General features: G+C 63.1%; 20 protein-coding genes and 1 pseudogene. 10 read left to right on the forward strand and 11 right to left on the reverse strand.

All coding sequences use genetic code 11. The features are described 5' to 3' along the window. Window positions 1-10: 10 nt before the first annotated feature. Both sucC and ACSW29_RS14890 read right to left on the reverse strand, forming a co-directional pair. Window positions 11-1180 (reverse strand): ADP-forming succinate--CoA ligase subunit beta, encoded by a 1170-nt coding sequence (gene sucC / locus ACSW29_RS14885; protein ID WP_003946426.1) that lies wholly within the window; start codon window positions 1178-1180, stop codon window positions 11-13. Window positions 1181-1359: 179 nt separating this feature from the next. Further along, window positions 1360-3201 (reverse strand): hypothetical protein, encoded by a 1842-nt coding sequence (locus tag ACSW29_RS14890; RefSeq protein ID WP_448277583.1) that lies wholly within the window; start codon window positions 3199-3201, stop codon window positions 1360-1362. A gap of 232 nt (window positions 3202-3433) precedes the next feature. Between ACSW29_RS14890 and ACSW29_RS14895 the strand changes: the two genes are divergently transcribed. Beyond that, window positions 3434-4456 carry a M23 family metallopeptidase gene (locus tag ACSW29_RS14895; protein WP_448277584.1) on the forward strand — a complete coding sequence of 341 codons (1023 nt, stop codon included), beginning with the start codon at window positions 3434-3436 and terminating at the stop codon, window positions 4454-4456. Between the two features lie 77 nt (window positions 4457-4533). Here the strand turns inward: ACSW29_RS14895 and pcrA are convergent, their stop codons facing one another. Continuing rightward, window positions 4534-7026, reverse strand: coding sequence for a DNA helicase PcrA (pcrA, locus tag ACSW29_RS14900; RefSeq protein WP_448277585.1), 2493 nt, complete (start codon window positions 7024-7026; stop codon window positions 4534-4536). A gap of 316 nt (window positions 7027-7342) precedes the next feature. On the opposite strand from pcrA, the gene ACSW29_RS14905 reads away from it, so the two are divergent. Next, on the forward strand, window positions 7343-7660 hold the full coding sequence (locus ACSW29_RS14905; protein ID WP_020908651.1) for a chorismate mutase: 318 nt from the start codon (window positions 7343-7345) through the stop codon (window positions 7658-7660). Between the two features lie 74 nt (window positions 7661-7734). On the opposite strand, the gene ACSW29_RS14910 is transcribed toward ACSW29_RS14905, so the two are convergent. After that, complete coding sequence (locus ACSW29_RS14910; protein WP_448277586.1) at window positions 7735-9189, reverse strand: NAD-dependent succinate-semialdehyde dehydrogenase; 1455 nt, start codon at window positions 9187-9189, stop codon at window positions 7735-7737. A 92-nt stretch (window positions 9190-9281) separates the two neighbouring features. On the opposite strand from ACSW29_RS14910, the gene pgi reads away from it, so the two are divergent. Beyond that, complete coding sequence (gene pgi, locus ACSW29_RS14915; RefSeq protein WP_317827321.1) at window positions 9282-10937, forward strand: glucose-6-phosphate isomerase; 1656 nt, start codon at window positions 9282-9284, stop codon at window positions 10935-10937. A gap of 2 nt (window positions 10938-10939) precedes the next feature. On the opposite strand, the gene ACSW29_RS14920 is transcribed toward pgi, so the two are convergent. Continuing rightward, on the reverse strand, window positions 10940-11752 hold the full coding sequence (locus ACSW29_RS14920; protein ID WP_448277587.1) for an FAD:protein FMN transferase: 813 nt from the start codon (window positions 11750-11752) through the stop codon (window positions 10940-10942). Window positions 11753-12588: 836 nt separating this feature from the next. Here ACSW29_RS14920 and ACSW29_RS14925 point away from each other — a divergent pair. Beyond that, window positions 12589-13032 carry a helix-turn-helix domain-containing protein gene (locus ACSW29_RS14925; protein WP_332113009.1) on the forward strand — a complete coding sequence of 148 codons (444 nt, stop codon included), beginning with the start codon at window positions 12589-12591 and terminating at the stop codon, window positions 13030-13032. Here the strand turns inward: ACSW29_RS14925 and ACSW29_RS14930 are convergent. Together ACSW29_RS14930 and ACSW29_RS14935 are read right to left on the reverse strand one after the other, a co-directional pair. Then, a pseudogene (locus ACSW29_RS14930) lies at window positions 13019-13692 on the reverse strand (ABC transporter permease). The gene ACSW29_RS14925 and the pseudogene ACSW29_RS14930 sit on opposite strands and share 14 nt — an antisense overlap. 69 nt (window positions 13693-13761) lie before the next feature. Further along, window positions 13762-14076, reverse strand: a complete 315-nt coding sequence (locus ACSW29_RS14935) for a hypothetical protein (RefSeq protein ID WP_448277588.1) — start codon at window positions 14074-14076, stop codon at window positions 13762-13764. A 123-nt stretch (window positions 14077-14199) separates the two neighbouring features. Here ACSW29_RS14935 and ACSW29_RS14940 point away from each other — a divergent pair, with 123 nt between their 5' ends. Continuing rightward, window positions 14200-14703 carry a COG4315 family predicted lipoprotein gene (locus ACSW29_RS14940; RefSeq protein ID WP_317827324.1) on the forward strand — a complete coding sequence of 168 codons (504 nt, stop codon included), beginning with the start codon at window positions 14200-14202 and terminating at the stop codon, window positions 14701-14703. A gap of 3 nt (window positions 14704-14706) precedes the next feature. Here ACSW29_RS14940 and ACSW29_RS14945 read toward each other — a convergent pair whose 3' ends face one another. Both ACSW29_RS14945 and ACSW29_RS14950 read right to left on the reverse strand, forming a co-directional pair. Continuing rightward, a complete protein-coding gene (locus ACSW29_RS14945; protein ID WP_317827325.1) occupies window positions 14707-16029 on the reverse strand; it encodes an NAD(P)/FAD-dependent oxidoreductase in 1323 nt (440 codons plus the stop codon). Continuing rightward, a complete protein-coding gene (locus ACSW29_RS14950; RefSeq protein ID WP_448277589.1) occupies window positions 16029-16781 on the reverse strand; it encodes an SDR family oxidoreductase in 753 nt (250 codons plus the stop codon). The genes ACSW29_RS14945 and ACSW29_RS14950 overlap by 1 nt, the downstream gene beginning before the upstream one ends. 82 nt (window positions 16782-16863) lie before the next feature. Between ACSW29_RS14950 and ACSW29_RS14955 the strand changes: the two genes are divergently transcribed. Genes ACSW29_RS14955 through ACSW29_RS14965 form a run of 3 tightly spaced genes read left to right on the forward strand, consistent with a single transcriptional unit; the run spans window position 16864 to window position 21301 of the window. Beyond that, entirely contained in the window at window positions 16864-18273 is a 1410-nt protein-coding gene (locus ACSW29_RS14955; RefSeq protein ID WP_448277590.1) for a dihydrolipoyl dehydrogenase family protein, read from the forward strand. A 29-nt stretch (window positions 18274-18302) separates the two neighbouring features. After that, entirely contained in the window at window positions 18303-19832 is a 1530-nt protein-coding gene (locus ACSW29_RS14960) for a carboxylesterase/lipase family protein (protein ID WP_448277591.1), read from the forward strand. Next, complete coding sequence (locus tag ACSW29_RS14965) at window positions 19829-21301, forward strand: carboxylesterase/lipase family protein (RefSeq protein ID WP_317827329.1); 1473 nt, start codon at window positions 19829-19831, stop codon at window positions 21299-21301. Before ACSW29_RS14960 ends, ACSW29_RS14965 begins: the two co-directional genes overlap by 4 nt. A gap of 7 nt (window positions 21302-21308) precedes the next feature. Here the strand turns inward: ACSW29_RS14965 and ACSW29_RS14970 are convergent, their stop codons facing one another. Next, a complete protein-coding gene (locus ACSW29_RS14970; protein ID WP_317827330.1) occupies window positions 21309-21734 on the reverse strand; it encodes a hypothetical protein in 426 nt (141 codons plus the stop codon). Then, entirely contained in the window at window positions 21731-22321 is a 591-nt protein-coding gene (locus ACSW29_RS14975; RefSeq protein ID WP_448277592.1) for a helix-turn-helix domain-containing protein, read from the reverse strand. Before ACSW29_RS14975 ends, ACSW29_RS14970 begins: the two co-directional genes overlap by 4 nt. 165 nt (window positions 22322-22486) lie before the next feature. Here ACSW29_RS14975 and ACSW29_RS14980 point away from each other — a divergent pair, with 165 nt between their 5' ends. Together ACSW29_RS14980 and ACSW29_RS14985 are read left to right on the forward strand one after the other, a co-directional pair. Further along, window positions 22487-23272 (forward strand): aldolase, encoded by a 786-nt coding sequence (locus ACSW29_RS14980; protein WP_448277593.1) that lies wholly within the window; start codon window positions 22487-22489, stop codon window positions 23270-23272. A 33-nt stretch (window positions 23273-23305) separates the two neighbouring features. Beyond that, window positions 23306-24208, forward strand: coding sequence for a dihydrodipicolinate synthase family protein (locus ACSW29_RS14985; RefSeq protein ID WP_448277594.1), 903 nt, complete (start codon window positions 23306-23308; stop codon window positions 24206-24208). Window positions 24209-24245: the final 37 nt, after the last annotated feature.

Here is a 24245-nt window from a genome sequence, read left to right on the forward strand (position 1 = left end):
TGTGAGTCCCTTACTTCGCTGCGTGAGCGAGTTCGGCGGCCTTGTCGGCGGCCTCGTCCATGGTTGCGACGACCGTGACCAGCGGGTGGTTGGCCTCGGCGAGGATGCGGCGACCCTCTTCGACGTTGTTTCCGTCCAGGCGAACGACGAGCGGCTTGTTGGCCTCGTCACCCAGGGTCTTCAGTGCGCCGACGATGCCGTTGGCAACTGCGTCACACGCGGTGATGCCGCCGAAGACGTTGACGAACACGCTCTTGACCTGTGCGTCGTTGAGGATGACGTCGAGGCCGGCTGCCATGACTGCAGCGGAAGCTCCGCCGCCGATGTCGAGGAAGTTGGCGGGCTTGACGCCACCGTGGTTCTCGCCGGCGTATGCGACGACGTCCAGGGTGGACATGACCAGGCCTGCGCCGTTGCCGATGATTCCGACCTCACCGTCGAGCTTGACGTAGTTGAGGTCGTTTTCCTTGGCCTTGAGCTCGAGGGGATCGGTAGCGTCGCGATCCTCGAATGCCTCGTGGCCGGGCTGACGGAACGCTGCGTTCTCGTCCAGGGTGACCTTGCCGTCGAGAGCGAGGATCTGATCGTCAGGCGTACGAACGAGGGGGTTGACCTCGACGAGGAGTGCGTCTTCGCCGATGAAGACCTCCCACAGCTTCTGGATCGTCACGGCCGCTGCGTCGAGCACCTCTGCGGGCAGCTTTCCTGCCTCGGCGATGCTGCGCGCGAACGCGAGGTCGACGCCCTTGACTGCGTCGACGGGGATCTTGGCGAGAGCGTCGGGGTTCTCCTCGGCGGTGACCTCGATCTCGACGCCACCCTCTACCGAGCACATGGCCAGGTAGGTGCGGTTGGTGCGGTCCAGCAGGAAGGAGATGTAGTACTCCTCGGCAATGTCACTTGCCTCTGCGACCAGCAACTTCTTGACGACATGGCCCTTGATGTCCAGGCCCAGGATTGCCTCGGCGTTTGCCACTGCGGCATCCACGTCGGGCGAGTACTTGACGCCACCGGCCTTGCCGCGGCCGCCTACCTTGACCTGTGCCTTCACCATCACGGGCTTACCGATTTCTTCGGCAATCTCGCGTGCGCCGGCGACTGTGTCTGTAACACGTCCAGCCGAAGTCGGCACTCCGTGCTTGGCGAAGAGTTCCTTCGCCTGGTATTCGAAGAGATCCATCTGCTCACCGTCTCGTCTGCGTTGTCACCCGCTCGAGGGGTAGGAGCGGGTCTGTTCTGGACTTTAACCAGTTGCCGCGTTCGGTTTGCGCCCGCATTGATGCTATGTGGCCCAAGTCACGCGCAATTGCCCAATGAGGCACGCCTCACCGATTCGGCAAGGTGGCCACACCGAATTTGTCAAGCATCAGTCTCACTGATTCTTGCGCTCGAGAACGCTGCAACGAGAAGCAACACTATGCCCGCGGCTGCTGTGATCGCCCCCACCCCCACCGTTGCGTCCGATATGCGTGATGACGTGAGCGGCCACTCACTGACGTACACCAGAGCTGCCACGGCAGATCCGATCAGCAGTACTGCGCCTTGCGTCGGCCGCGCAGACGCGGCGATCACCGCGGCGATCACGACGGCGACGCCGACAAGCAGTTGCCCCCAGACATCAATTCCCCATGGCCACTCCAGAACTGACGCCGCCCTGTACACGTCGCCTTGATAGAGCGGAAGCGCGGTTCCGATCAGGACAGCGACTGCGCCGAACCCTCCGACGAGAAGCACCAGCCCGCTCGAACCGCCGTCTACCGACGTGTCGACGTCCTCACGTTCTGCGCTTCCCGCCAGCCAGACGAGCAGTCCTGTCGCCGCAGCAAGGAATGCCGCGCCGCAGAGCACGAAGGCACCGGCCCCCAACCCGACACCCGGTACGTCCGTCGCGATGACCGCCGACTGCATGACAGCGGCGACTCCCATCACGACCGTGGTCCACAACACTCCGACTGCCGGACGCACCACCGCGGCGCGGCCCGGGGCAAACAGGCCCAGCGCGGCGACCAGCAGTACAGCAGCCGCGAGCAAGACAACTCGAGACGAAAGCATGGACGGTTCGGGGATGTTCTCCGGCAACGACAGGACCGGAAGGACCATGCCCAGGGCTGCCACTGCCGCGGTGGCAACTGCGCCGCCTCCGGCAACGCGGTGAAGTCTGTTCACTCGTGCCTGCGCAGCCCGGGACTGAGCCACCATGGCTGCTTTGAGCGCCCCCTTCGTCGTCTTCGCAGGAGCGCGGACCGCACTGGCTGCGGGAATCACGTCAGCTTCGCGCCTGGACGCCAGATAGTGCGCCGAAATTCCGATGACGACGATGACCACTGCTGCCAGCGCCCCGACCACGGAACCCGATCCGACCTCGATGCGATCACCTGCCGCGAACCCCGCCACCACCCTGGTGCCGCTGACTGCCAGTGCGCCGAGACCGACACCGATCAGCGCGCCGCAGCCGACCGGCAGCGAGATGGACGTCAATGCCGCCGCGACCGCCACCAGTACCGCGACGCCAACCAATCCCGTACCGACAGCAGTGGCCGCCGCCGAGTCGACTAGTGGTTTCACCAGGAAGATCGGATCCTGCGAACTGAAGGAAGGACCGAACAGGGAGAGCACGAACACCACTGCGGCCAGAATCAGCAGCGCTGTCGGCCACCCACCGATCCGCCCGCCAACAGATCGCCCGTCGAATTCTGCGGCGCGAGCGCTCCCGTATCCGTCTCGTTCAGATTCACGATGAACGACCATGAGCCCGAGGACACCGGACACGACAAGAAGTCCGTGGCCCGCGAGCGCGAGGTAGGCACCCGGACCCGCTTCGATCGAACCTGCTGAAACCGGACGGAAAAGGTCCAAGCGGTTTGCATCGATTGCGTCGACGAACAACTGGACGTCCAGAATTGCCGCCCCGAGCGCCACCGCGCCGATACCTGCCAGGAGCCCACCGGCAAAGGCGGGTCTGCGTCCGGAGGCAAGCACTGCAACCAACGGCCCGATGATCGTGCAGACAGCGGAGAAGAGAGCTGCAGAAGTAAGAGCCCCCGCCGTGTCGATCCCACGGCCACTCCCGACTCCGACGACGGGACTGGCCGCCACTGCGACAGCTCCGAGCAGTCCGGTTGCCGCCGCGAGGGGCGCCCCGGACTTCACTCGGGGGTCGTCGATACGCGCCTGCGACGTAGTTCCAGGTGTTGTGGACACTCGATCGACGGTAGTGCCTGAACGGACCGGTGATCCGGTTGTGACACGCGGGATCACGAAACGAGATGATTCGTCCGTTTTGCCCAGATCGGTATATTCCCAGGTCAAGCTGTGAGGCACGTCACATAATCGGACGGGTTTCCGCTACGGCTTGCGCCCATCGCAATCATTTCGTTACCGTCAGTCGGTCTAAGTCACGGGCTGATCACGAACTCGAGGAGAGAACCGGCATATGCATCACCGCAGCCAGTTCACCGCTAGTAGGTTCTCGAACTCAGCTCCAGACGAGGTCACGACCACTTATCCAGCGCACTCGGCCAGGCGTTACACCGAGACCAAAAGTTCTGAGATCTCTACCGATATGTTCACTCGAAATTCATCCTCCACGTCGTCAGATTCCGACTCTCACGAGCTCGTCGAGTCCGACGTGATCAGCACCCCCACTTATGCCTCCTCCGCACCGACAGTCGATGTCGAATCCCCGGTTCGCCGCAGCGGTGCTCACCGACTCCCCACACCTCCCTCTGCTCTCAAGGGCCGCGCCGCCGTTCTGGCCGTTGCCGCCGGCGCAGTTGTCGCCGCGGGCCAGGCAGTCGTCAACGACGGTTCCTCCTCCGCCGCCGACCACTCGGAAGTTGCACTCGCCAACGAGTCCTCCGCGATCGGCACCACCGCAGAACCGCAGGCCGCTCAATTCGCTCCGGCCACCTCCACGGCAGCCACCACCGAGGCCGACGCACCCCAGGTCCTCAACGTCGCGGCACCGACCGATCTTTCCCAGTTCAGCAACCTGCTTGCCAAGGGCCAGCGTTTCAGTGACGAGCGCGCCGCACGCGAGGCCGCTGCCCGTCGCCCGCTGTTCGTCCTGCCCGCAGTCGGAACCTTCACGTCCAACTTCGGTACCCGCTGGGGCACCCTGCACGCGGGCGTCGACATCGCCGCCCCGATCGGGACGCCCATCGTCGCCGTCGCCGACGGCAAGGTCATCGATTCGGGCCCGGCTTCCGGATTCGGCATGTGGGTCCGCCTGCAGCACGCGGACGGAACGATCACCGTCTACGGCCACATCGACACGTCGACCGTCACCGTCGGTCAGCAGGTCATGGCCGGTGACCAGATCGCCACCGTCGGCAACCGCGGCTTCTCCACCGGCCCGCACCTTCACTTCGAGGTTCACCTCGCCGGCGAGAACAAGATCGATCCCCTCCCCTGGCTCGCATCGCGCGGCATCAGCCTCGGTATCGAGCAGGACTGATCGCAAGCCCAACACTTCTGAAAAAACTTCCGGCCCGCACCTTTTTCAGGTGCGGGCCGGAAGTTTTTGTCTGCCTTCTACAGCTTGACCATCGGCACACCGCCGATGAGCATCAACCGCACCTTGCCGGCGCTACCGAAGTCGATGGTGACGGTCGCGGTGGGTCCGGTGCCCTTGGTTTCGAGAACGGTACCCAGACCGTATTTGTCGTGACTGACGCGATCACCCGTGGTGAGGACCAGAACGTTGTTGCGGCCGCGCGCGGCTCCGAAACTGGGAGTCGACGCGGCCTTGCCAGACCCTCCCCCGTAGTTCTGCCCGCCACCGTATCCCTGTCCGCCCTGGCTGCCGTAGCGACTTCCGCTGCCGTAACCTGGCCTGCCACTACCGAATCCACCACCGGTGCCCGGATCCTCGCGGCGCCAGTTGATCAGGTCCTCCGGGATCTCCTGAATGAATCGTGACGCCGGGTTCTGGATCGGTTGCCCCCATGCCGAACGAATGATCGCGCGCGTCAGGTACAGGCGCTGCCTGGCTCGGGTGATGCCGACGTAGGCAAGTCGACGCTCTTCGGACAGCTCTGCAGGATCGCCGAGGGCGCGCATGTGCGGGAACTGTCCGTCCTCCCAGCCGGTGACGAAGACGACCGGGAACTCGAGGCCCTTGGCGGTGTGAAGCGTCATCATGGTCACGACGCCGTCGTCAGAGTCCGGCAGTTGATCGGCGTCGGCGACAAGCGATACCCGTTCGAGGAAGGCGGCAAGCGAACCCGGATCGGGTTCGCCTTCACGCATTGCTGCGGTTTCCTCGTCGTCCGGATCGATCAGCCCGGCCGCGTTTCGTGCGTCGGAGCTGAATTCTCTTGCCACGCTGACGAGTTCGTTCAAGTTGTCGAGTCGCGCGCCGTCCTGTGGATCGCTGCTGGCCGCAAGCTCGGCGCGGTAGCCGGTTCGCTCGAGCACTGCCTCGGCGACCTCACCGATGTCACCGAGTTCGAAGGGTTCGTCCTCGTCGGCGGCTGGTGTCGGCAGCAGGGCCCGCAGCCCGTCCATCATCTCGAGGAACGACGCGATGGCCTTCTGTGACCGCGTATTGAGCAGCGCCACTTTGCCTTCCGCGCCGTCGCGCAGTGCGGCGGCGAAGCTGATGTTGCGGTGCTCGGAGTGCACGGCGACGCAGGCTTCGGCTCGATCACCGATACCGCGTCGTGGTGTGTTGAGAATGCGTCGCAGGCTCACGGTGTCGTCTTCGTTGGCGAGGACGCGCAGGTACGCGACGATGTCACGAACTTCCTTGCGTTCGTAGAAGCGAACGCCGCCGACCACCTTGTACGGCACTCCGAGTCGGATGAAGATTTCCTCGAGCGCACGTGAGGAGTTGTTGGTCCGGTAGAAGACCGCGATGTCGGCGAACTTGGTCTCGCCCTGGTCCACCAGACGATCGATCTCCGAGGCGACAAACGATGCTTCGTCGTGCTCGTTGTCTGCAACGTAACCGACGATCAGTTCGCCCTCACCGGAATCGGTCCACAAGCGCTTTTCTCGTCGTCCGGTGTTCTTGGAAATCACGGAGTTGGCCGCAGACAGAATGTTCTGCGTCGAACGGTAGTTCTGTTCGAGAAGGATGGTCCGAGCGTCCGGGTAGTCGCGTTCGAACTCTTCGATGTTGCGGATGGTAGCTCCGCGGAATGCGTAGATCGACTGATCGGCGTCACCGACGACGCACAATTCGGCCGGGGCAACGGCGTGGTCGGACTCGCCGGCACCGCCGACCAGTTCACGCACCAGCATGTACTGCGCGTGGTTGGTGTCCTGGTACTCGTCGACGAGCACGTGACGGAAGCGGCGACGGTAGTACTCGGCGATCTGCGGAAACGCCTGCAAGAGCGCAACGGTCTCACCGATGAGGTCGTCGAAGTCGAGTGCGTTCGCAGCTCGCAGTCGCTGTTGGTAGTGGCCGTAGACCTTGGCGATCAGTCGCGGCAGTTCCGCCGGATCCTGATCGGCCGCGACAACCGCTTCTTCCGGTCCGACGAGTTCGTTCTTGAGGTTGGAGATGTGCGTGGCGAGAAGCCGCGCGGAGAATCGTTTGGTGTCGAGCTCGAGGTCCTTCGAGATCATCGTCAGCAGTCGACGCGAGTCGTCGGAATCGTAGATCGAGAAATTCGAGTTGAGACCGGGCAGGAGCGCCGCCTGTGCCCGCAGGATGCGAACACAACTGGAGTGGAACGTCGATACCCACATGGCGTTGGCGCGCGGTCCGACAAGCGCGGCCACACGCTCACGCATCTCGGCTGCAGCCTTGTTGGTGAAGGTGATGGCCAGGATCTGACCGGGAGTGACACCCCGTTCGGCCAACAGATAGGCGATGCGACGCGTCAGCACTGCCGTTTTGCCCGAGCCGGCACCCGCAACGATCAGCAACGGCGAACCGGCATGGACCACGGCCTCGCGTTGCTGCGGGTTGAGCCCCTCGAGGAGGGCGTCCGAACCCGCGTCGTGTCCCCGCGCGCCGCCCCCGTCGTGATGGGAATGTCCGTCGTGCTCACCGAGTGCTGGGTACGTGTTCATCGCCTGTCCACGCTACCGGCGTCCACCGACACGGTCGTCAGTGCGTCCACCTGCTGGTAGAGGCACTTGGATTACCTGTGTCGAGCATGGCAAACTGGACGCCATGTTCAGCATTTCCGTTCGCGACAACACGGCCGACCCCGTCGGCCCGCTGTGGCGTTACTTTACGTGCCCCGGACCTCGGTGCACGTGATCTGAACAGCTCACCCGCCCCTGGTCCGAATCGGATCCGGGGCATTTTCGTCAGTGCGCCTGGATCGGTAACGACCCGAGCCGAGACCACGATCCACGCAGTAGGAAGAGGAGACGAATAGCAATGAGCACCCAGGCTGCAGCACCCAATGGAAATACTGTAAATACTGCTCCGACAGACGTCGAGATCCCCCAGAGTGAGGCGGAGATCGACGAACTACGGAAAGAAATCGACCGTCTCGACGCCGAGATCCTCGCGGCCATCAAACGCCGCTCCGAGGTCTCCCAGATCATCGGCCGTACCCGGATGGCATCGGGTGGTCCGCGTCTGGTGCACAGCCGAGAGATGAAGGTCCTCGAACGGTTCAACGAGCTGGGTCAGGAAGGCCACACCCTCGCGATGCTGCTCCTGCGCCTGGGCCGCGGACGCCTGGGCCACTAGCGCACACCCAGATCACTTGCGAACGGCTACATCGGATGCCTCTGGCAGTCCCGATGTAGCCGTTCGTGTGTGTATCAGTTCTCGAGCGCGATGTACTTCGTGTTCAGGTATTCCTCGATCCCCTCGGTCCCGCCCTCGCGGCCGAATCCGGATTCCTTCACACCACCGAACGGCGCTGCCGCGTCCGAGATCACTCCGCGGTTGACGCCGATCATTCCTGATTCCAGTGCGTCGGAGACCCGAAGCGCACGGTCGAGATCCCTCGTGAAGATGTACGCCGCCAATCCGAACTCGGTGTCGTTAGCGGCCGCGATGCCTTCGGCTTCGGTGTCGAAGCCGGTGATCGCGGCAACGGGTCCGAACACCTCTTCCTTCAGTATCCGCGCGCTCGCCGGAACGTCGGCCAACACCGTGGCCGGATAGAAGTACCCCTCACCACCTGGCGCTTCGCCGCCCAGTCGCACCTTCGCCCCGGCATCCACCGCATCTGCAACCAACTCTGCGACCGTGTCGAGCTGGTTCTGGTTGATCAGCGGGCCGAGCTTCGTCTCCGGGTCGGTACCCGGTCCCATCGTGAACGCCGCCATCTTCTCGGTCAGCTTGGTCGTGAACTCCTCACGCACGGCGTTGGCGACATGGAACCGGTTGGCGGCGGTGCAGGCTTCGCCTCCGTTGCGAAGCTTGGCCAGTACCGCACCCTCGACTGCCTTGTCGACGTCCGCGTCGTCGAACACGACGAAGGGCGCGTTGCCACCCAATTCCATCGACGTGCGGAGCAAGCGCTTCGCGGACTTCTCCACCAGCATCTTGCCGACGCCGGTCGACCCGGTGAAGGTGAGCTTGCGCAATCGCGGATCGTCGATGAGCGGGCCGGTCACTTCACCGGATTTCGACGTCGGCAACACCGAGAGGACACCATCTGGCAGCCCTGCCTCGGCCATGAGCTGAGCGAGCAGCAGCATCGTCAACGGGGTCTCCGAGGCGGGCTTGACGATGATCGTGCATCCGGCAGCCAAAGCCGGTCCGATCTTCCGGGTACCCATCGCCAACGGGAAATTCCAGGGCGTGATGGCCAGACACGGTCCGACCGGCGCCTTGGTGACGAGGATCCGGCCGTTGCCCGCCGGCGCCGCCGTGTAGCGCCCGCCGATGCGAACGGCCTCCTCACTGAACCACCGGAAGAACTCCGCCCCGTACTTCACCTCGGCGCGGCTTTCGGCGAGTGCCTTGCCCATTTCGAGGGTCATCAGCAGCGCCACGTCCTCGGCGCGCTCGGTGATCTTCTCGAAGACGGCTCGCAGGATTTCACCACGCTCGCGCGCAGGTGTGCTCGCCCATTGTGGCGAGACGGCCACTGCTTCGTCGAGCGCGCGCAGCGCGTCCGCGGGGCTCGCATCGGCGACATCGGTCAACGGTTTCCCGGTCGCCGGATCGGATACCGGGAAGGTCGCGTTGTTCTCCGCGGGGACGAACCGGCCGCCGACGAACAACTGGGTGGGAACTGATCGAATGAATTCGAATGTGTCCATGGGTTACATGATGCTCGCCAGAGTCGCGTACGTCTGCGGGCGAGTAAGACTCGCGAGGAAGTTTCCAGCCGGTGCCACTAAAGTCGATGATCGTGAGCACTGATATCACCGGAACCTCAGCCTGGCAGAAACTGCGCGCTCATTACGCCGACATCGAAGGCGTTCACCTGCGAGAACTCTTCCAGGACGATCCAGCCCGAGGGCGAGAGCTGACGATCGACGCCGGTGATCTTCACATCGACTACAGCAAGCATCGAGTCAGCCGCGAGACTCTCACACTGCTCGTCGACCTTGCCCGTGAGGCCGGCGTCGAGGCACGACGCGACGCGATGTTCGCGGGAGATCACATCAACACTTCGGAAGACCGCGCCGTGCTGCACACAGCGCTGCGTCTGCCGAAGGATTCTGCTCTCATTGTCGACGGTCAGGACGTCGTCGCGGACGTTCACGAGGTTCTGGACGCGATGGGCGCTTTCGCGGATCGCGTGCGCAGCGGCGAGTGGACCGGCGCCACCGGCAAACGCATCCGCACCATCGTCAACATCGGCATCGGTGGTTCCGACCTCGGGCCCGTGATGGTCTATCGCGCGCTCCGGCATTACGCCGACGCCGGAATCAGCGTCCGGTTCGTCTCCAACATCGACCCTGTCGATCTGGTCGGGCAACTCGACGACCTCGATCCGGAGACGACGCTCTTCATCGTCGCGTCCAAGACCTTCTCGACCCTCGAGACACTCACCAACGCGACCGCGGCAAAGCGTTGGCTGTTCGCCGGTCTGGGCAGCGAAGACGTCTCTGCCGTAGCCAAGCATTTCGTCGCAGTCTCCACCCACGGTGACCGCGTGGGGGAGTTCGGCATCGACACCGCGAACATGTTCGGTTTCTGGGATTGGGTCGGCGGGCGCTACTCGGTCGACTCGGCGATCGGCTTGTCGGTCATGTGCGCCGTCGGACCCGTTCGTTTTGCGGAGTTCCTCGACGGTTTCCACCAGATCGACACGCATTTCCGAAACCAACCGCTCGAGCAGAACGCGCCGGTCCTCCTCGGCCTCATCGGGCTCTGGTACTCCAACTTCTTCGGCGCTCAGTCCCGCGCAGTTCTGCCGTACTCCAACGACTTGTTGCGCTTTCCCGCGTACCTGCAGCAGCTGACCATGGAGTCCAACGGCAAGTCGGTGCGCGCCGATGGCTCACCGGTGACCACGTCCACCGGTGAGATCTTCTGGGGCGAGCCTGGAACCAACGGGCAGCACGCGTTCTATCAGCTCCTGCATCAGGGCACCTGGCTCGTGCCTGCCGATTTCATCGGCTTCGCGGAATCCACCGACGATCTACCGACAGCGGACGGCACGGGATCCATGCACGATCTGCTCATGAGTAACTTCTTCGCTCAGACCAAGGTTCTCGCGTTCGGCAAGACGGCTGAAGAGATCGCGTCAGAGGGCACGGCACCGGAGTTGGTGCCGCACAAGGTGATGCCCGGCAACCGGCCCTCGAGCACCATCTTGTCGAAGGAATTGACACCCTCGGTCGTCGGTCAGTTGATCGCCCTCTACGAGCATCAGGTATTCGTCGAAGGTGCTGTGTGGGGTGTCAATCCGTTCGATCAGTGGGGCGTCGAACTCGGCAAGACACAAGCGCTGGAACTGGGGCCTGCGCTCTCTTCCGAAGCAGCACCCGGCGACCTCGGCGACACATCTACAGACGCTCTGGTGCAGTGGTACCGCAAGGAGCGCGGACGGGCCTGACTTCACGCGGCGGCTGGGCCGAACCAACTCTCCGTTGTGTACACACGTCCGGATTGGTCGACGAGCCGAGCGCGAAGCTCTTGCTGTTCAACCCATTTGATGGCGCTGATGCCTCGGATCAACGCTGCTTCGCTCGCGGCGTATGCCCACACAGCATCGTCCGCGATCACCGAGACCTGCGCCCACTCCGTGGAGGGCCGCTCTTGGTTGGGTTCCCAGGAGGGCAGCTCTAACGCCCGCGCCGTCGCCATCGCGGTTCCGTTGATCAGCTCGACTTCTTCGCTGCCTGGCACCGGAATCTGCCAGCCACCGGCCGGTGCATGGCCGGCAGTGGCGATCACGTCGCCGATCCGGACGGCAACGCCACATTGCAATTCGGCAGCGACGATCTGCGCGGCGCGATCGACGGTGTCCGCCTTGGCAACTCCGGTGATGTCGAACGACGCACCCCACGGCGCGTACACCACGTCACCGTCGAGCTGTACGTCCTCGAAGGTCGGGGTCGGGTGCACCGGAGGGATGGATTCGTCCTCGGAGTAGTTGTCGGCAAGCGGATTGACTGCACCGCCGGTCATACGGGCCGCCCACAGCGCCGACCGCAGCAGAGCCGACATACGTCGTGTCACTTTGACCGGAGTTCCCTGAGCGAGATTCACGGCATGAATCTCGGCGTCGCCCCGGCCAAGGTCGCACACCGCCTCGGTCTCGTCGATGGCAGCTGCGATCAACTCGTGTGCTGCGGGCAGCGCAGCGCCTTCGGTGACGTCCACCTCCACGGCGGAATCCCACATCGCCCACTTCTCGACACTGACCATGCCAGTCCTGCCCTTCAAACACCGCGTTGTAACCAGTATGCGCCGGTCAGCAAGCCCCGTGCCATAGGCCGCTGATCAGAATCGAGGCAGGCGTGGTTCAGGTGTGCAACATATCGACAGCGATGCAGGGACGAATCGGAAGGTCTGTGCGACAGAATTGCCGCCTGCCACTGTCACCCTCCGCGCCGCCCTGAAGGGCGTCTTATTGAAGCGGGCGCCGACTACTCCAGACGCAGCAGGCAATTCCGACTCGAAAGATACAAAGACGACTCTCGACATGTCCTACACTTTGATGCTGCTCCACGAGACCTGTTTGTCGTCGCCGAAGGCTGCCGAAATATGTCCGGACACAGGCCGACGGCGCCGACTGCCCGGTATGAAATAGTGGCGAGCGACGAGATGTGCTGCGCTCCAACATCGGTGACATACCAATCGGCCGCTTTTCGGAATGCGTAAACATCGATCGAAACTGCTGAGGAAGTAGGGACGGCGCGCCAACTCCACGGATCGCCGCGGCCGTCGACCGCCGACAGTTCTCGCACGTTACAGACAGTGTCGACATGCATCGACCCTCATGTATAGGACCGGCCGAAAGAATCTGCAGCACAACGGGGTAACCACCATCTTTTTGCTTATACGCCACCGCCGCACAGCTTGGCAAAACGAACGGTCAGTACGCGGCGAAAATCACATACTTTGCAAAGTCTTTGGAATTTCGCCGCGCCAAATATTCGCAGGTGAAAGGACTTTCGACTCGAGTTCAGAATAACCGTGTCGTCTACTATGTGAAAACTGCGAAGTAGCTGTGACGCTGGGTCACGCTCGAGGGAGGAAATGTGACCGATTCATTCAAGGACCGCTTGAACGCCTTGTACCCGGCCACAGCCCCTAGACTCACCAACGCACAAGTTGTGGAAGCTCTTTCACAACGAGGATGCAAGATTTCGACTCCGTACCTTTCGCAACTCCGAAGTGGCGTGCGCACAAATCCGTCGGAGCAAGTCGTTTTGGCATTGGCCGATTACTTCGGCGTAGCAGCAGAGTACTTCTTCGGCCCGACACCTCGCCAAGATCCCGAACTGATTCCGGAAGAAGACCGTTCGGTAGTCGAAGAGTTCCACGACAGCGAATTACGTTCTCTGGCCATAAAAGCGGTCGATCTCTCCCCTGAATCGCAGGACTTGCTCTCATCCATTGCGGAGAAACTTCGCTCGTCCGAAGGACTCCCGGCCGTCCCTCCGGATTGCAGCACGTACGCCCCACCGTTCACGCGCGACTAGTCCAGGGTGGATGTCGGCGTGTCAACCGGCCCAATAGTCCCGAGGCGGTGACGATTCCGAGCAGCGCTGACACCTCGTAGCTCAGCGGGTTAATGCGGCTGAGCCACTGAACCAGCGTCGGCATGAGTTCGACCGGGTACAGCGCGTTGAAGGCAAAGAACAGTGGCATGGTGATTGTCTGGCCGATGCCCGTGAATCGACCTCGTTTGAGCACGATTTCCGCGATCGCGACCGACAGGCAGGCAAAAAACGAGGAGCCCCGGACAACGACGACCCGACCCCGAACAGTTCGAGCGGGTTCCACGTCATACTCACGCCCAGCAGTGCCGCCACGACAACGACCACCACTGCCTGGGCGACAGCGCGGATATCGGCGGCGAATGCCTTACCTGTCACCAATGCAGCGCGCAGCGTCGGCGTGACCATCAATTTGGTGAGGACTCCCCCGTCACGCTCCCAAATGATCTGGTTTCCGTAGAAGATCGCAACAAGGAGAGCGGACTGCGGGACGTCGTACAGTCGCGCGAACCAGGTCACATTCTCGCATGCGGTCAATGCGTTTTCGATCGAAAGCTGTTGTGGCACGTACCCGAGGTAGCGCCGCGTGGTCATCGTCGAACTTGTATGTGACCGAGTCGATCTCGACCGCGGGTGCGCCAGGGCTCGACCGCGGGTGCGCCAGGGCAATGAAAAGGTGCCGCTCGGCTCTTCCACAACTGTGTCAGCATTTCACTGAACCTCACCTTCTGATCCGGCTGCTGCCAGAGCGCTCGCCAATCGAGACAGGGCCGGTAGCGCAGCCTCGATACTCGTCCTGTCTTCTCCGGTCAGACTCGACAATGCTTGACCGACAATCACACTCCGTCGATCACGCCACACTTCGACGCGGGCGCGCGTCTCATCCGAGAGCACCAATCGCCCGGCAGCCTCGGCCACGGACAGACCCGGGTTGCGTCGCAGCAACCTGACGAGTTCGATCTGGGCGCCGCCGAGCGGTCGTTCCGCAAACGGCCGCCCCGACGCCTTCCTGGTGCCCCGACGCAATTGCCCAAGCGCCTCCAGGACGTCATCCGTAAGAGGGATCGATCACCCAGCGTTTTCAGCTCGTCCGCAGCGGGTATCCCCGATTGCTTGTCCCGAGCACTCCCGCCCAGAAACGGAGACGTCATGCGCAGACAGTGGTTGTTCGCGACGGTTGCGAGTACCGCCCTCGTCCTCACCGGTTGCTCGCCCGACGCCCTCGATTCCGGGGACAGCGCGGACAACGTCACCGCTATCTCGACGTCGCTGTCACCACCTGCCGCTGCCGATGCACCCTTGCTGAAGACCGCCGACTCCCCGCTCGGGACGATCGCCGTCGACGGCGAGGGCATGACGGTCTACGTCTACAACCCGGACGAGGAGAACTCCCAAGCCGGATCGTGCGACGAAGCGTGCCTGCGTTACTGGCCCGCGGTCACCTCGGTCACCGATTCACCGATCGTCGAAGGAATCGACGCGGTGATCGGCACCGTCGACGGACCCGAAGGATCGTTCCAGATCACCGTCAACGGCAAGCCCGTCTATCGGTATCTCGACGACAAGGTTCCCGGCGACATGCTCGGGCAGAGCGTCGGCAGCCTGTGGTGGATGATCAACGCAGCCGGGAACCCTGTGTTCGAAACGGAGTAGGCGTCAGTTGTACGGCTGCCGAGCGGTTTCCGGGTCACCGTACGTGATTGCCCGTTCCCGACGAGTTTTCGACGCCAAGGTTGCACCCCAGTTCAGCACCGTGCTGGCGCGGTTGCGGAACCCGGCGAGAAACGCGATGTGGATGATTCCCCAGGACACCCAGCCGATGAACCCGGACAACTGAACCGGCCCTGCCTGAAGCAACGCGTGGCGACGCGAAATGTAGGCCGCAGTTCCAAGATCGCGGTACTTGAAAGGCTTTCGGTTGGGTGCACCGTTTTCGACTGTGGCCGCGATCCTGGCCCCGGCGTGCCGGCCACCCTGCATCGCGACCTCGGCCACCCCGGCAAGTTTGTCCCGCGACATGAGGTCGCCCACCACGTAGACGTTCGGGTGGCCGGGAACGGTCAGATCGGCTTCCACCTCGATGCGGCCAGCGCCGACCTGCTTCACACCCAGCGCCGTGGCCAGTGCCTCGGCGAACGGCACTGCTTCGACGCCCGCGGTCCACAAAATCGTGCGGGTCTCGTAATGCCGCTTCTCTTTTGTCTTCTTGTCCGTCGTCTCGATGCTGGTCTCGCACACGTCGGTGACGTGCACTCCGAGGTGAGTCTCGACGCCGATCCCGTCGAGAGTACGTTTGGCGGCGGCGGAGAGCTTGCGACTGAACGACGGCAGCACCCGGTCGTCGCCGTGGAAGAGCAGTACCCTGGCCTCGTCCGGATCGATGGACCGGAACTCGTTGGTCAGCGCGTGCATTGCCAATTCGCGGATCTGTCCAGCTAATTCGACGCCCGTGGGTCCGCCGCCAGCCACGGCGAATGTCAGCCACGGTCGACGTTCTTCCGCTGTCGGGAGAGATTCAGCCATCTCGAACGCAGCAATGAGACTGCGTCTGATCGCCAGAGCGTCGTCGAGGGTTTTCATGCCTGGCGCCCATTTGATGAACTTGTCCTGGCCGTGGTACGACTGGCGCATTCCAGCCGCCACGATCAGGTAGTCGTACGGCAATTCGAAGGTCGACCCGTCGAAGCGACTGGCAGTCAGTATTCCGGCGTCCGCGTCCACCGACTTAGCCTCGCCCAGAACGACGTTGGTGTTCTTGTTGTCCTCGAGTAGATGACGCAGCGGACTTGCGATCTGCCCTTCGGAGAGCAGACCCGTGGCGCACTGGTAGAGCAGCGGCTGGAAGACATGGCTGGTTCCCCGGTCGATCAGAACTACCTCGACGTCGGCCTTCTTGAGTCGTCTCGCCGCGTACAGCCCGCCGAAGCCGCCACCGACGATCACTACCCGGGGCTTGCCGTTCGAGATGTGGATGCTCATCAGACAAACCTCGATGTCACCGAGTTGGGCAGAAATCGTAGAGCCGCGTCTATCCCCTGCCACTTGAGGCCGGGTAGTGCCGCCCGAGTGGTTTCCTTCTCGATGGCGTCGACCATCGCGCTGACGCCTTCGTCCAAACTGGCCATGAGCGCAGCATCGTCGCCGGCGCCGGCGGACATGTCGGTTTTGATGAAGCCTGGCAGCAACGTCGTGACCCGAATGGGTGTGCGCGACAACTCGATACTGAGCGCCTCACCCAGAGCCGCTACCCCTGCCTTGCTCGCCGAATAGGCCGCCTTCGGCCCGGGTAGCCCCCGGTCCGCGCTGATCGAGGACACGAGAACCAGGTGTCCGGCGTCCTGCGCGCGGAAGATCTCGAGCGCAGCTTCACACTGCGACAGCGCACCGACAAAATTCGTCTGCGCTGTTGCGAGATTCGCGTGCGCTTTTCCGGTACCGATCTTCGCGCCCTTGCCGAGCCCGGCGTTGACGATCACCCGATCCAGACCGCCCAGCTCATCGCGAAGCTCGCCGAAAACCCTGACGACGGAATCGTGTTCGGTCACATCGAGTTCGCGCACTGCGACGCTGATCGACGGGTACTGCGCCACCAACTCCTCTCGCAGCGTGTCGAGGCGATCCGTCCGCCGGGCACACAGCGCGAGATCGCGACCTGCTGCGGCAAATCTCCTGGCCATCTCCTCCCCGAGACCCGAACTGGCACCTGTGATCAAAATCTTCTGCCGCGTCATGGGTGCAACTGTAGCCACCATCGAGCTCTCGTACCCGGCAGTAACCGAGCGAACTCGGACTGATCCGGCATACCGTGGAGCCATGACCGACGAATTCGATGTCATCGTGATCGGCGGTGGGCCCGCTGGTGAGAACGCCGCCGCATACGCCATCGCCGGCAGCAATCGCACCGCCGCAATCGTGGAACACGAACTGGTCGGCGGTGAATGCTCGTATTGGGCTTGTATGCCCAGCAAGGCGTTACTGCGTCCAGGGCAGGTCCTCGAAGCTGCCGACGCCTTGCCCGGGATTCCGGCCGGACCGCTGGACGTCGAGGCCGTCCTGAAACGGCGCGACTCGTTCACCCACAACCACGACGATTCGTCCCAGGTCCACTGGGCGACCTCCGTGGGTATCACCGTGATCAAAGGCCACGGAGTGATCGACGGCGAGCGAACAGTGACCGTCGACGGGACCCGTAAGCTCCGCGCCCGCCAGGCAGTCGTACTCGCCACGGGCACAACTGCCACCGTCCCGAAGACACCGGGATTGCGCGAGGCGCTCCCGTGGACCTCGCGCGATGCGACCAACCTGCACGAGGTTCCGTCGCGAGTGGCGGTCATCGGCGGCGGAGTCGTCGCAACGGAGTGCGCAACGTGGTTGTCGTCGTTCGGCGCTCACGTGACGCTGCTCGTGAGAGGCGATGCTCTGTTGAAATCAGCAGAACCGTTTGCCGGAACGATGGTTGCCGAAGCACTCGGCGCCCGCGGTGTGGACGTTCGACTGAGCACTGACGTCAACTCGGTGTCACGCCCCGATGCCAAGGACACCGGCGAAGGTCACATCCACGGTGGATCCGTCAGCATCGAGACATCTTCCGGCGTGATCGAGGTCGACGAGGTCATCGTCGCGGCGGGCCGCGGTCCGACATCTGCCGATCTCGGCTTGTCCGCCATCGGCCTCGAGGACGGCAAGTACGTCACCACCGACGATCATCTCTGCGCCCAAGGTGAATGGCTCTACGCCGTCGGAGACATCAACGGTCGGTCTCCCCTCACCCACATGGGCAAGTATCAGGCGAGAGTCTGTGGAGACGTCATCGCTGCGCGGGCCGAGAGCCGGGGACTGCGGGGACCTCGATACACCGCGTCGGCGGACAACGGACAGGTCCCCCAGGTGGTGTTCACCTCACCCGAGATCGCCTGGGTGGGACGCACCGAGAAGAAAGCTCGCGACGACGGCTACGACGTCGAAGTCGTCGAGATCGAACTCGCCGTCGCGGGATCCTCGCTTCTGCGCGACGACTACTCCGGGCGCGCGAAGTTGGTCATCGACAAGGCCACCGACGTGATCCTCGGCGCTACTTTTGCCGGGCCCGAAGTATCCGAACTGGTGCACGCGGCGACAATCGCGGTGGTCGGCGCCGTCCCACTCGAAACTCTCTGGCATGCGGTGCCCTCGTATCCGACGGTCAGTGAGATCTGGCTGCGATTGCTGGAGGCTCGCCGCTGACGCGATCCCGAAGTACGTATAGTCGCGACATGGCGTCCGACATACTTGTGACCACGGCCGACGGCACCCTGCGCGGCCGCCTGGTGGGAAAACTTCGTGCCTGGCGCGGAATTCCCTACGCCCGGCCGCCAGTCGGAACACTGCGTCTGACGCGACCCCAGCCGGTCACGCCGTGGACCGGAGAACGCGACGCGACCAGGTTCGGCGACGCGTCTGTCCAACACAAGAAGGGGCTGTTGCTCGCGCCCGGGAAGTACCAGCCGAGCAGCGAGGACTGCCTGACGCTCAACGTGCTCGCTCCCGCGAACACCGGCAATACTCCGCGTCCCGTCATGGTTTTCATCCACGGCGGGGCGAACACCATCGGAACCTCCGCGACCGGCTTGTACTCCGGTGTGTCCCTCGTCGAACGCGGCGACGTCGTCTACGTCTCGATCAACTACCGGCTCGGCGCTCTGGGCTACCTCGATTTCACCCCGTTCTCCACATCCGAGCGCGTATTCGACTCCAACCTCGGACTGCGCGATCAGGTCGCGGCCCTGCAGTGGGTGCAACGCAACATCGCCGCCTTCGGTGGGGATCCTGAAAAAGTCACGATTTTCGGTGAATCCGCCGGAGCCACCGCCGTCACCACCCTGATGGCGACTCCGGCTGCCAGGGGACTATTTGTCGGGGCTATCGCCGAGAGTTCGGCTCCGGATCTGGTCTCGAGCACGCAGCGATCGCATGCCTGGGGTGCGCGTTTCGTCGAGATCCTCAATTCCGGCCTACCGCCTGCGAAGGCCCTGACCTCGGCGACAGCCGTCGAATTGGGCAGAGCCGGAAGCAGACTGGGCGCCGAGGTACTCGCGAACACACCTGGACTACATCCCTTCGGACCGGTCGTCGACGGCGATTTCCTGCCGCGCTCCCCCTTGGACGCATTCAAAGAAGGATCGGCACACCAAGTGCCGATGATCATCGGCACCAACAGACGGGAGGGGACCCTGTTCCCGAAGGTGCTCGACGCACTCCCGACCAACCCGTCGCGCATCGACACCATGTTCGCTCTCACCGATCCCGAGGCCGGGAAGCGCATCCTCGCAACCTATCCCGGCTACCCGGACGAGCAGTCCGCGATCGACGTCGGCGGAGACGTCACGTTCTGGCACCCGTCCGTGGAGTTGATGCAAGCGCACGCACAATCGGCGCCGACATACGCCTACCGATTCGACTTCGCGCCGACGATGATGCGCTGGCTCGGCCTCGACGCCACCCACGGATTCGAGATGTTCGCGGTCTTCGGCATCGGTGACACCCTTGTCGGGCGCGGCCTCACCCTTCCCGGCGGTCGACGCGGACTGCGCGCAGTCACCGAATCCGTTCAGGGACACTGGCTTCACTTCGCCAAGCACGGCTCGCCGCGCGGATCGTGGCCGCGCTACGAGGGGCAGGAGCGTCGGACCATGATCTTCGACGAGATCGTCCGCGTCGAGAACGATCCCAGACGTGAACAACGCTTGGCCTGGGCGGGATACAGCGGTTACCGTAGCCACGGCACCGACATCTCCCTACCGTGACGAGTCCTCTCGAGGTCACTCTCGATTCCGGGGTAGTACGCGGGCGACTCGATCGAGGACTGCGCACCTGGCGGGCAATCCCCTACGCAGCGCCCCCGACCGGCCCCTGGAGATTTCGCGCACCTCAGGCTGTGAAGGCCTGGAATGGTGTCCGCCCCGCGGAAGCATTCGGCTCTCCGTCTCCGCAGCGCAAAAGCGATTTCGACGAGAACTCACTCTTCGTCAACGTCGTGGCCCCGCAGGTGCCGTCGGATTCGTTGCGACCGGTCATGGTCTTCGTTCACGGCGGCGCGTACAACGGCGGGAATCCGTCGACGCCCATGTACCGCGGAACGAGCCTGGTCGAACGTGGCGACATCGTCTACGTCTCGATCCAATATCGTCTCGGCGCGTTGGGCTACCTCGATTTCAGTGAATATTCCACTGCGGAACAATCATTCGACACGAACCTCGGATTGCGCGATCAGATCGCCGCGCTGACGTGGGTCCAGCGCAACATCGCCTCTTTCGGTGGTGACCCGAACGCCGTCACCGTCTTCGGTGAATCGTCCGGCGCCAACGCTGTCACAACTCTGATGGCAACGCCGACGGCCCGAGGGTTGTTTGCTCGGGCCATTGCTCAAAGTCCGCCGGCTGCTTCGGCGTACGGAAAGCATCGAGCGCATCGATGGGCGCGCGAGTTCCTCGAGATCGCAGACGCACCGGTAGCCGATCCAGCCTCGTGGCTACGCTCCGCCTCGGTGAAGGAACTGGTCGATGCCGGCGAAGAACTTGCGCGACGCGGCGCGGACGAAGAACCCGGAACACGGGCGTTCGCCCCTGTAGTGGGTGACGACATTCTTCCCGAGCACCCGCTCGACGTGTTCGCCGCCGGACGGGCCCACCCCGTTCCGCTGCTCGTCGGTTCGAATCTCCATGAGGGAAGAATCTTCCCGCGCGTTCTCGACATCTTGCCTACCAACCCGGTTCGGATCGAGAAGATGTTCTCCCACACCACCCCTGAAGTGAAAGCACGTGCGCTCGCGGCGTATCCCACGTATCCGCATCGTTTCGCTGCTGCAGATCTCGGCGGCGACATCACGTTCTGGGAACCGGCGATACTGTGTGCACAGGGTCATTGCCAGGTAGCTCCTACCTACAGTTACCGCTACGATTTTGCGCCGCGCCTGCTCAGACTCATCGGCATGGGCGCTACCCATGCCACCGAATTGCTTGCGGTCTTCGGCCGTTCGGATGCACTCACCGCGGCCTTGACCGCGGTCGGTGGACGTCGCGGACTGGCCGCGGTGACCTCCACCATGCAGCGCCACTGGATCCATTTCGCCCGACACGGAGTGCCGGACCAGGATTGGCCCGCCTACTCCGTCCCGGAGCGGCAAACGATGATCTTCGACGAGACGTCCGGGGTGGAGAACGACCCGATGGGTGAGCGTCGACGCGCCTGGATCGGCTACGAGCACCGACGCTGAAGCCCGGTCAGAAGAACTGGCCTTTCACGAAACCTGCGAGCAGGACCGCGAATCCGCCCACCTCACCGAGAATCAGCAGGAACATTCCGAGGTGCAGGGGAGGACCGGCGGACTCGAACTGATTGTCGGTGTCCTTCATCGTACCGTGAGCGATGTAGCTGAAGATCGCTGCGAGAAAGAAGAACACGACCACTGCGGCACTGGTCAGGTTGATCCACGTCGGCCACGCACTGAGTTCGACGAACACCGCGATCAGCAGCGTCGCAAACGAGTACATCAGGGCAGCGCGGTGGGCGATGTCGACATACGGATGGGCGAGGTGATTGTCCGAGGTGGCCATCTGTCTGTACTTCCAGATTCCCAGACACAGGGAAAGAAGGAAGATCAGACCGGCAGCCAGCAGCGTCAGTGTCGTGTCGATCCCCAGCGTCATCTGCCCACCCCGCAGTGCGCTTCCAGTGAGTCACCGCTGGGCGATCCAGTCGAAGGCTTGTCGTAGACGACAACCAGCACCACCGCACGATCTGCCGTCACCGACCGCATCCGGTGTGGCGTGTTCGCGTCGAAGTAGAGGCTGTCGCCGGCGTCGAGGTGCATCGTCTGCCCGGGGATTTCGAATTCGACGGAACCGGAGTGCACGAAAACGAATTCCTCCCCCGTGTGATCCATGAACTTGGGGCCCATCACCGAGGCCGGGTGAACCACGAACGGCTGCATAGCCTTTCCGACCAGAGCCGGAGCGATCGGATCGTAGACAGAAGACTCGGCCGAGGCAGCCGGGTCGATCACCCGGTCTTTGGCACGCGCGATCGTCATGACGTTGCCCTCCATGCTGTCCGAAAACAGTTGTCCCACATCGGCATCGAGCACCCGCGCAATCTTGAGTGCTACCGCGATCGACGGCGTGCTGATGCCCCGCTCGACCTTCGAGAGGTAACTCTTCGTCAGACCGGTCTGCTCGGCCAAGCTCTCGAGCGTCAGACCGGCGCGACGCCGATGTGTTCGCAGAAACGCTGCCATTTGATTCCTCTCACGAGACTTTGTGTCATCACCCTACCAACCGATTAACCTGCGATGATCAGCACCATATGAACCTGAGGTTGCACATTTCCGTCGCATATGACACTTTGTGTCCTATAGTCGACTGTATGTCATCCACTCCCGAGTCCCGAGAAAGGCACACCCATGACCGACACGATGCATGCGAGCAAGCAAGAACTCATGGCCACCGCTGAGACGAAGATGCTCACCGAAGTAACCACCGGTAGTTGGACTCTTCGACAGAAGATCGCGCTGACCTGCCGGGCACTGTCGGACGCCGGCCACGATTCCGGCCTTGCCGGCCAGATATCCGCCCGCGCTGAGCGGCCTGGCACGTTTGTCACCCAGCGACTCGGCCTCGGGTTCGACGAGATCACCGAGGAAAACCTCCTGCTGGTCAACGAGGATCTCGAGGTTCTGGACGGCGAGGGAATGCCGAACCCCGCCAACAGGTTCCACAGCTGGATCTACCGCGCCCGACCCGACGTCAACTGCATCGTCCACACCCACCCATTGCACGCGACGGCGTTGTCGATGCTCGAGATTCCCCTCGCCGTATCCCAGATGGACATCGCACCCCTCTACGACGATTGCGCATTTCTTGCCGATTGGCCCGGAGTTCCTGTGGGAAACGAGGAGGGCGAAATCATTTCGGCTGCACTCGGTGACAAGCGGGCAATTCTGCTCGCTCACCACGGCCAGCTCGTCGTCGGCAATACGGTCGAAGAAGCATGCTCCCTCGGGCATCTGATCGAGCGGGCCGCGCGGCTGCAGTTGCTGGCAATGGCTGCCGGCGACATCAAGCCGCTACCGCCTCGCCTGGCGAAGGAGGCTCACGATTGGACACTGACCCCTCGGCGCAGCGAGGCGAACTTCGCGTACTACGCCCGTCGGGCTCTCCGCAATCACCCAGACACGCTGACCAACTGAATTTCGTTTCCCACCAACAGAACAGAGAACCCCATGAGCAGCACAATCAAGGGAATCGTCGCCTACCCCATCACCCCGTTCGACCGGGACACCGGAGCATTCGATCCCAAGCCGCTACACACGCTCCTCGACAGCATGATCAGCAGTGGTGTCGACGCGATAGCCCCACTCGGCAGCACCGGTGAGAGCGCCTATCTCGACGATGCAGAGTGGGAGACGGTCGCTCGGGAAACTGTCGACTACGTCGACCGCCGAGTCCCCACCGTCGTCGGAGTGTCGGATCTGACGACGGCGGGAGCACTCCGCCGGGCATCGATCGCGGCAGACGCCGGAGCCGACGCAATGATGATCCTCCCCACGTCGTACTGGCATCTGGGTGAGCAGGAGATTCGTGAACATGTCACTGCGGTAGCCGATTCCGTCGACATTCCGACGATGATCTACAACAATCCAGCCACCACCGGTATCGACATGTCGCCGGACTTTCTCGTCGATCTCGTCTCCACCGTCGACGGCATCACGATGATCAAGGAATCCACCGGCGACATCACCCGGATGAACCGCATCAACGAACTGAGCGGTGGCACGATCCCCTTCTTCAACGGCAGCAATCCTCTTGCACTGCAATCTTTCTCTTCCGGTGCAAACGGATGGTGCACGGCAGCCCCGTGTCTGGCCCCCGAACAGGTGGTGCACTTCTGGCATCTACTCGAATCCGGTGATCGGTCGGGTGCCGCCGCTGTGTTCGAACAGATCGAGCCACTACTCAAGGTGCTCGTCAGTCGCGGACTGCCGTCGACGGTCAAAGCCGGGTTGGAATTTCTCGGCGTCGACGCCGGCCTTCCCCGCCGGCCCCTGCTGCCCCTCGACGACAACACCAGGATTGCTCTGTCCGATGCGTTGTCGGTGGCTCGCGGTGTAATCGTCGCGTCGTGACGTGACGTGGGAGTGGGTTCCGGCAAGATGGGATGCA

It is taken from the genome of Rhodococcus sp. GB-02 (genome assembly GCF_053470465.1).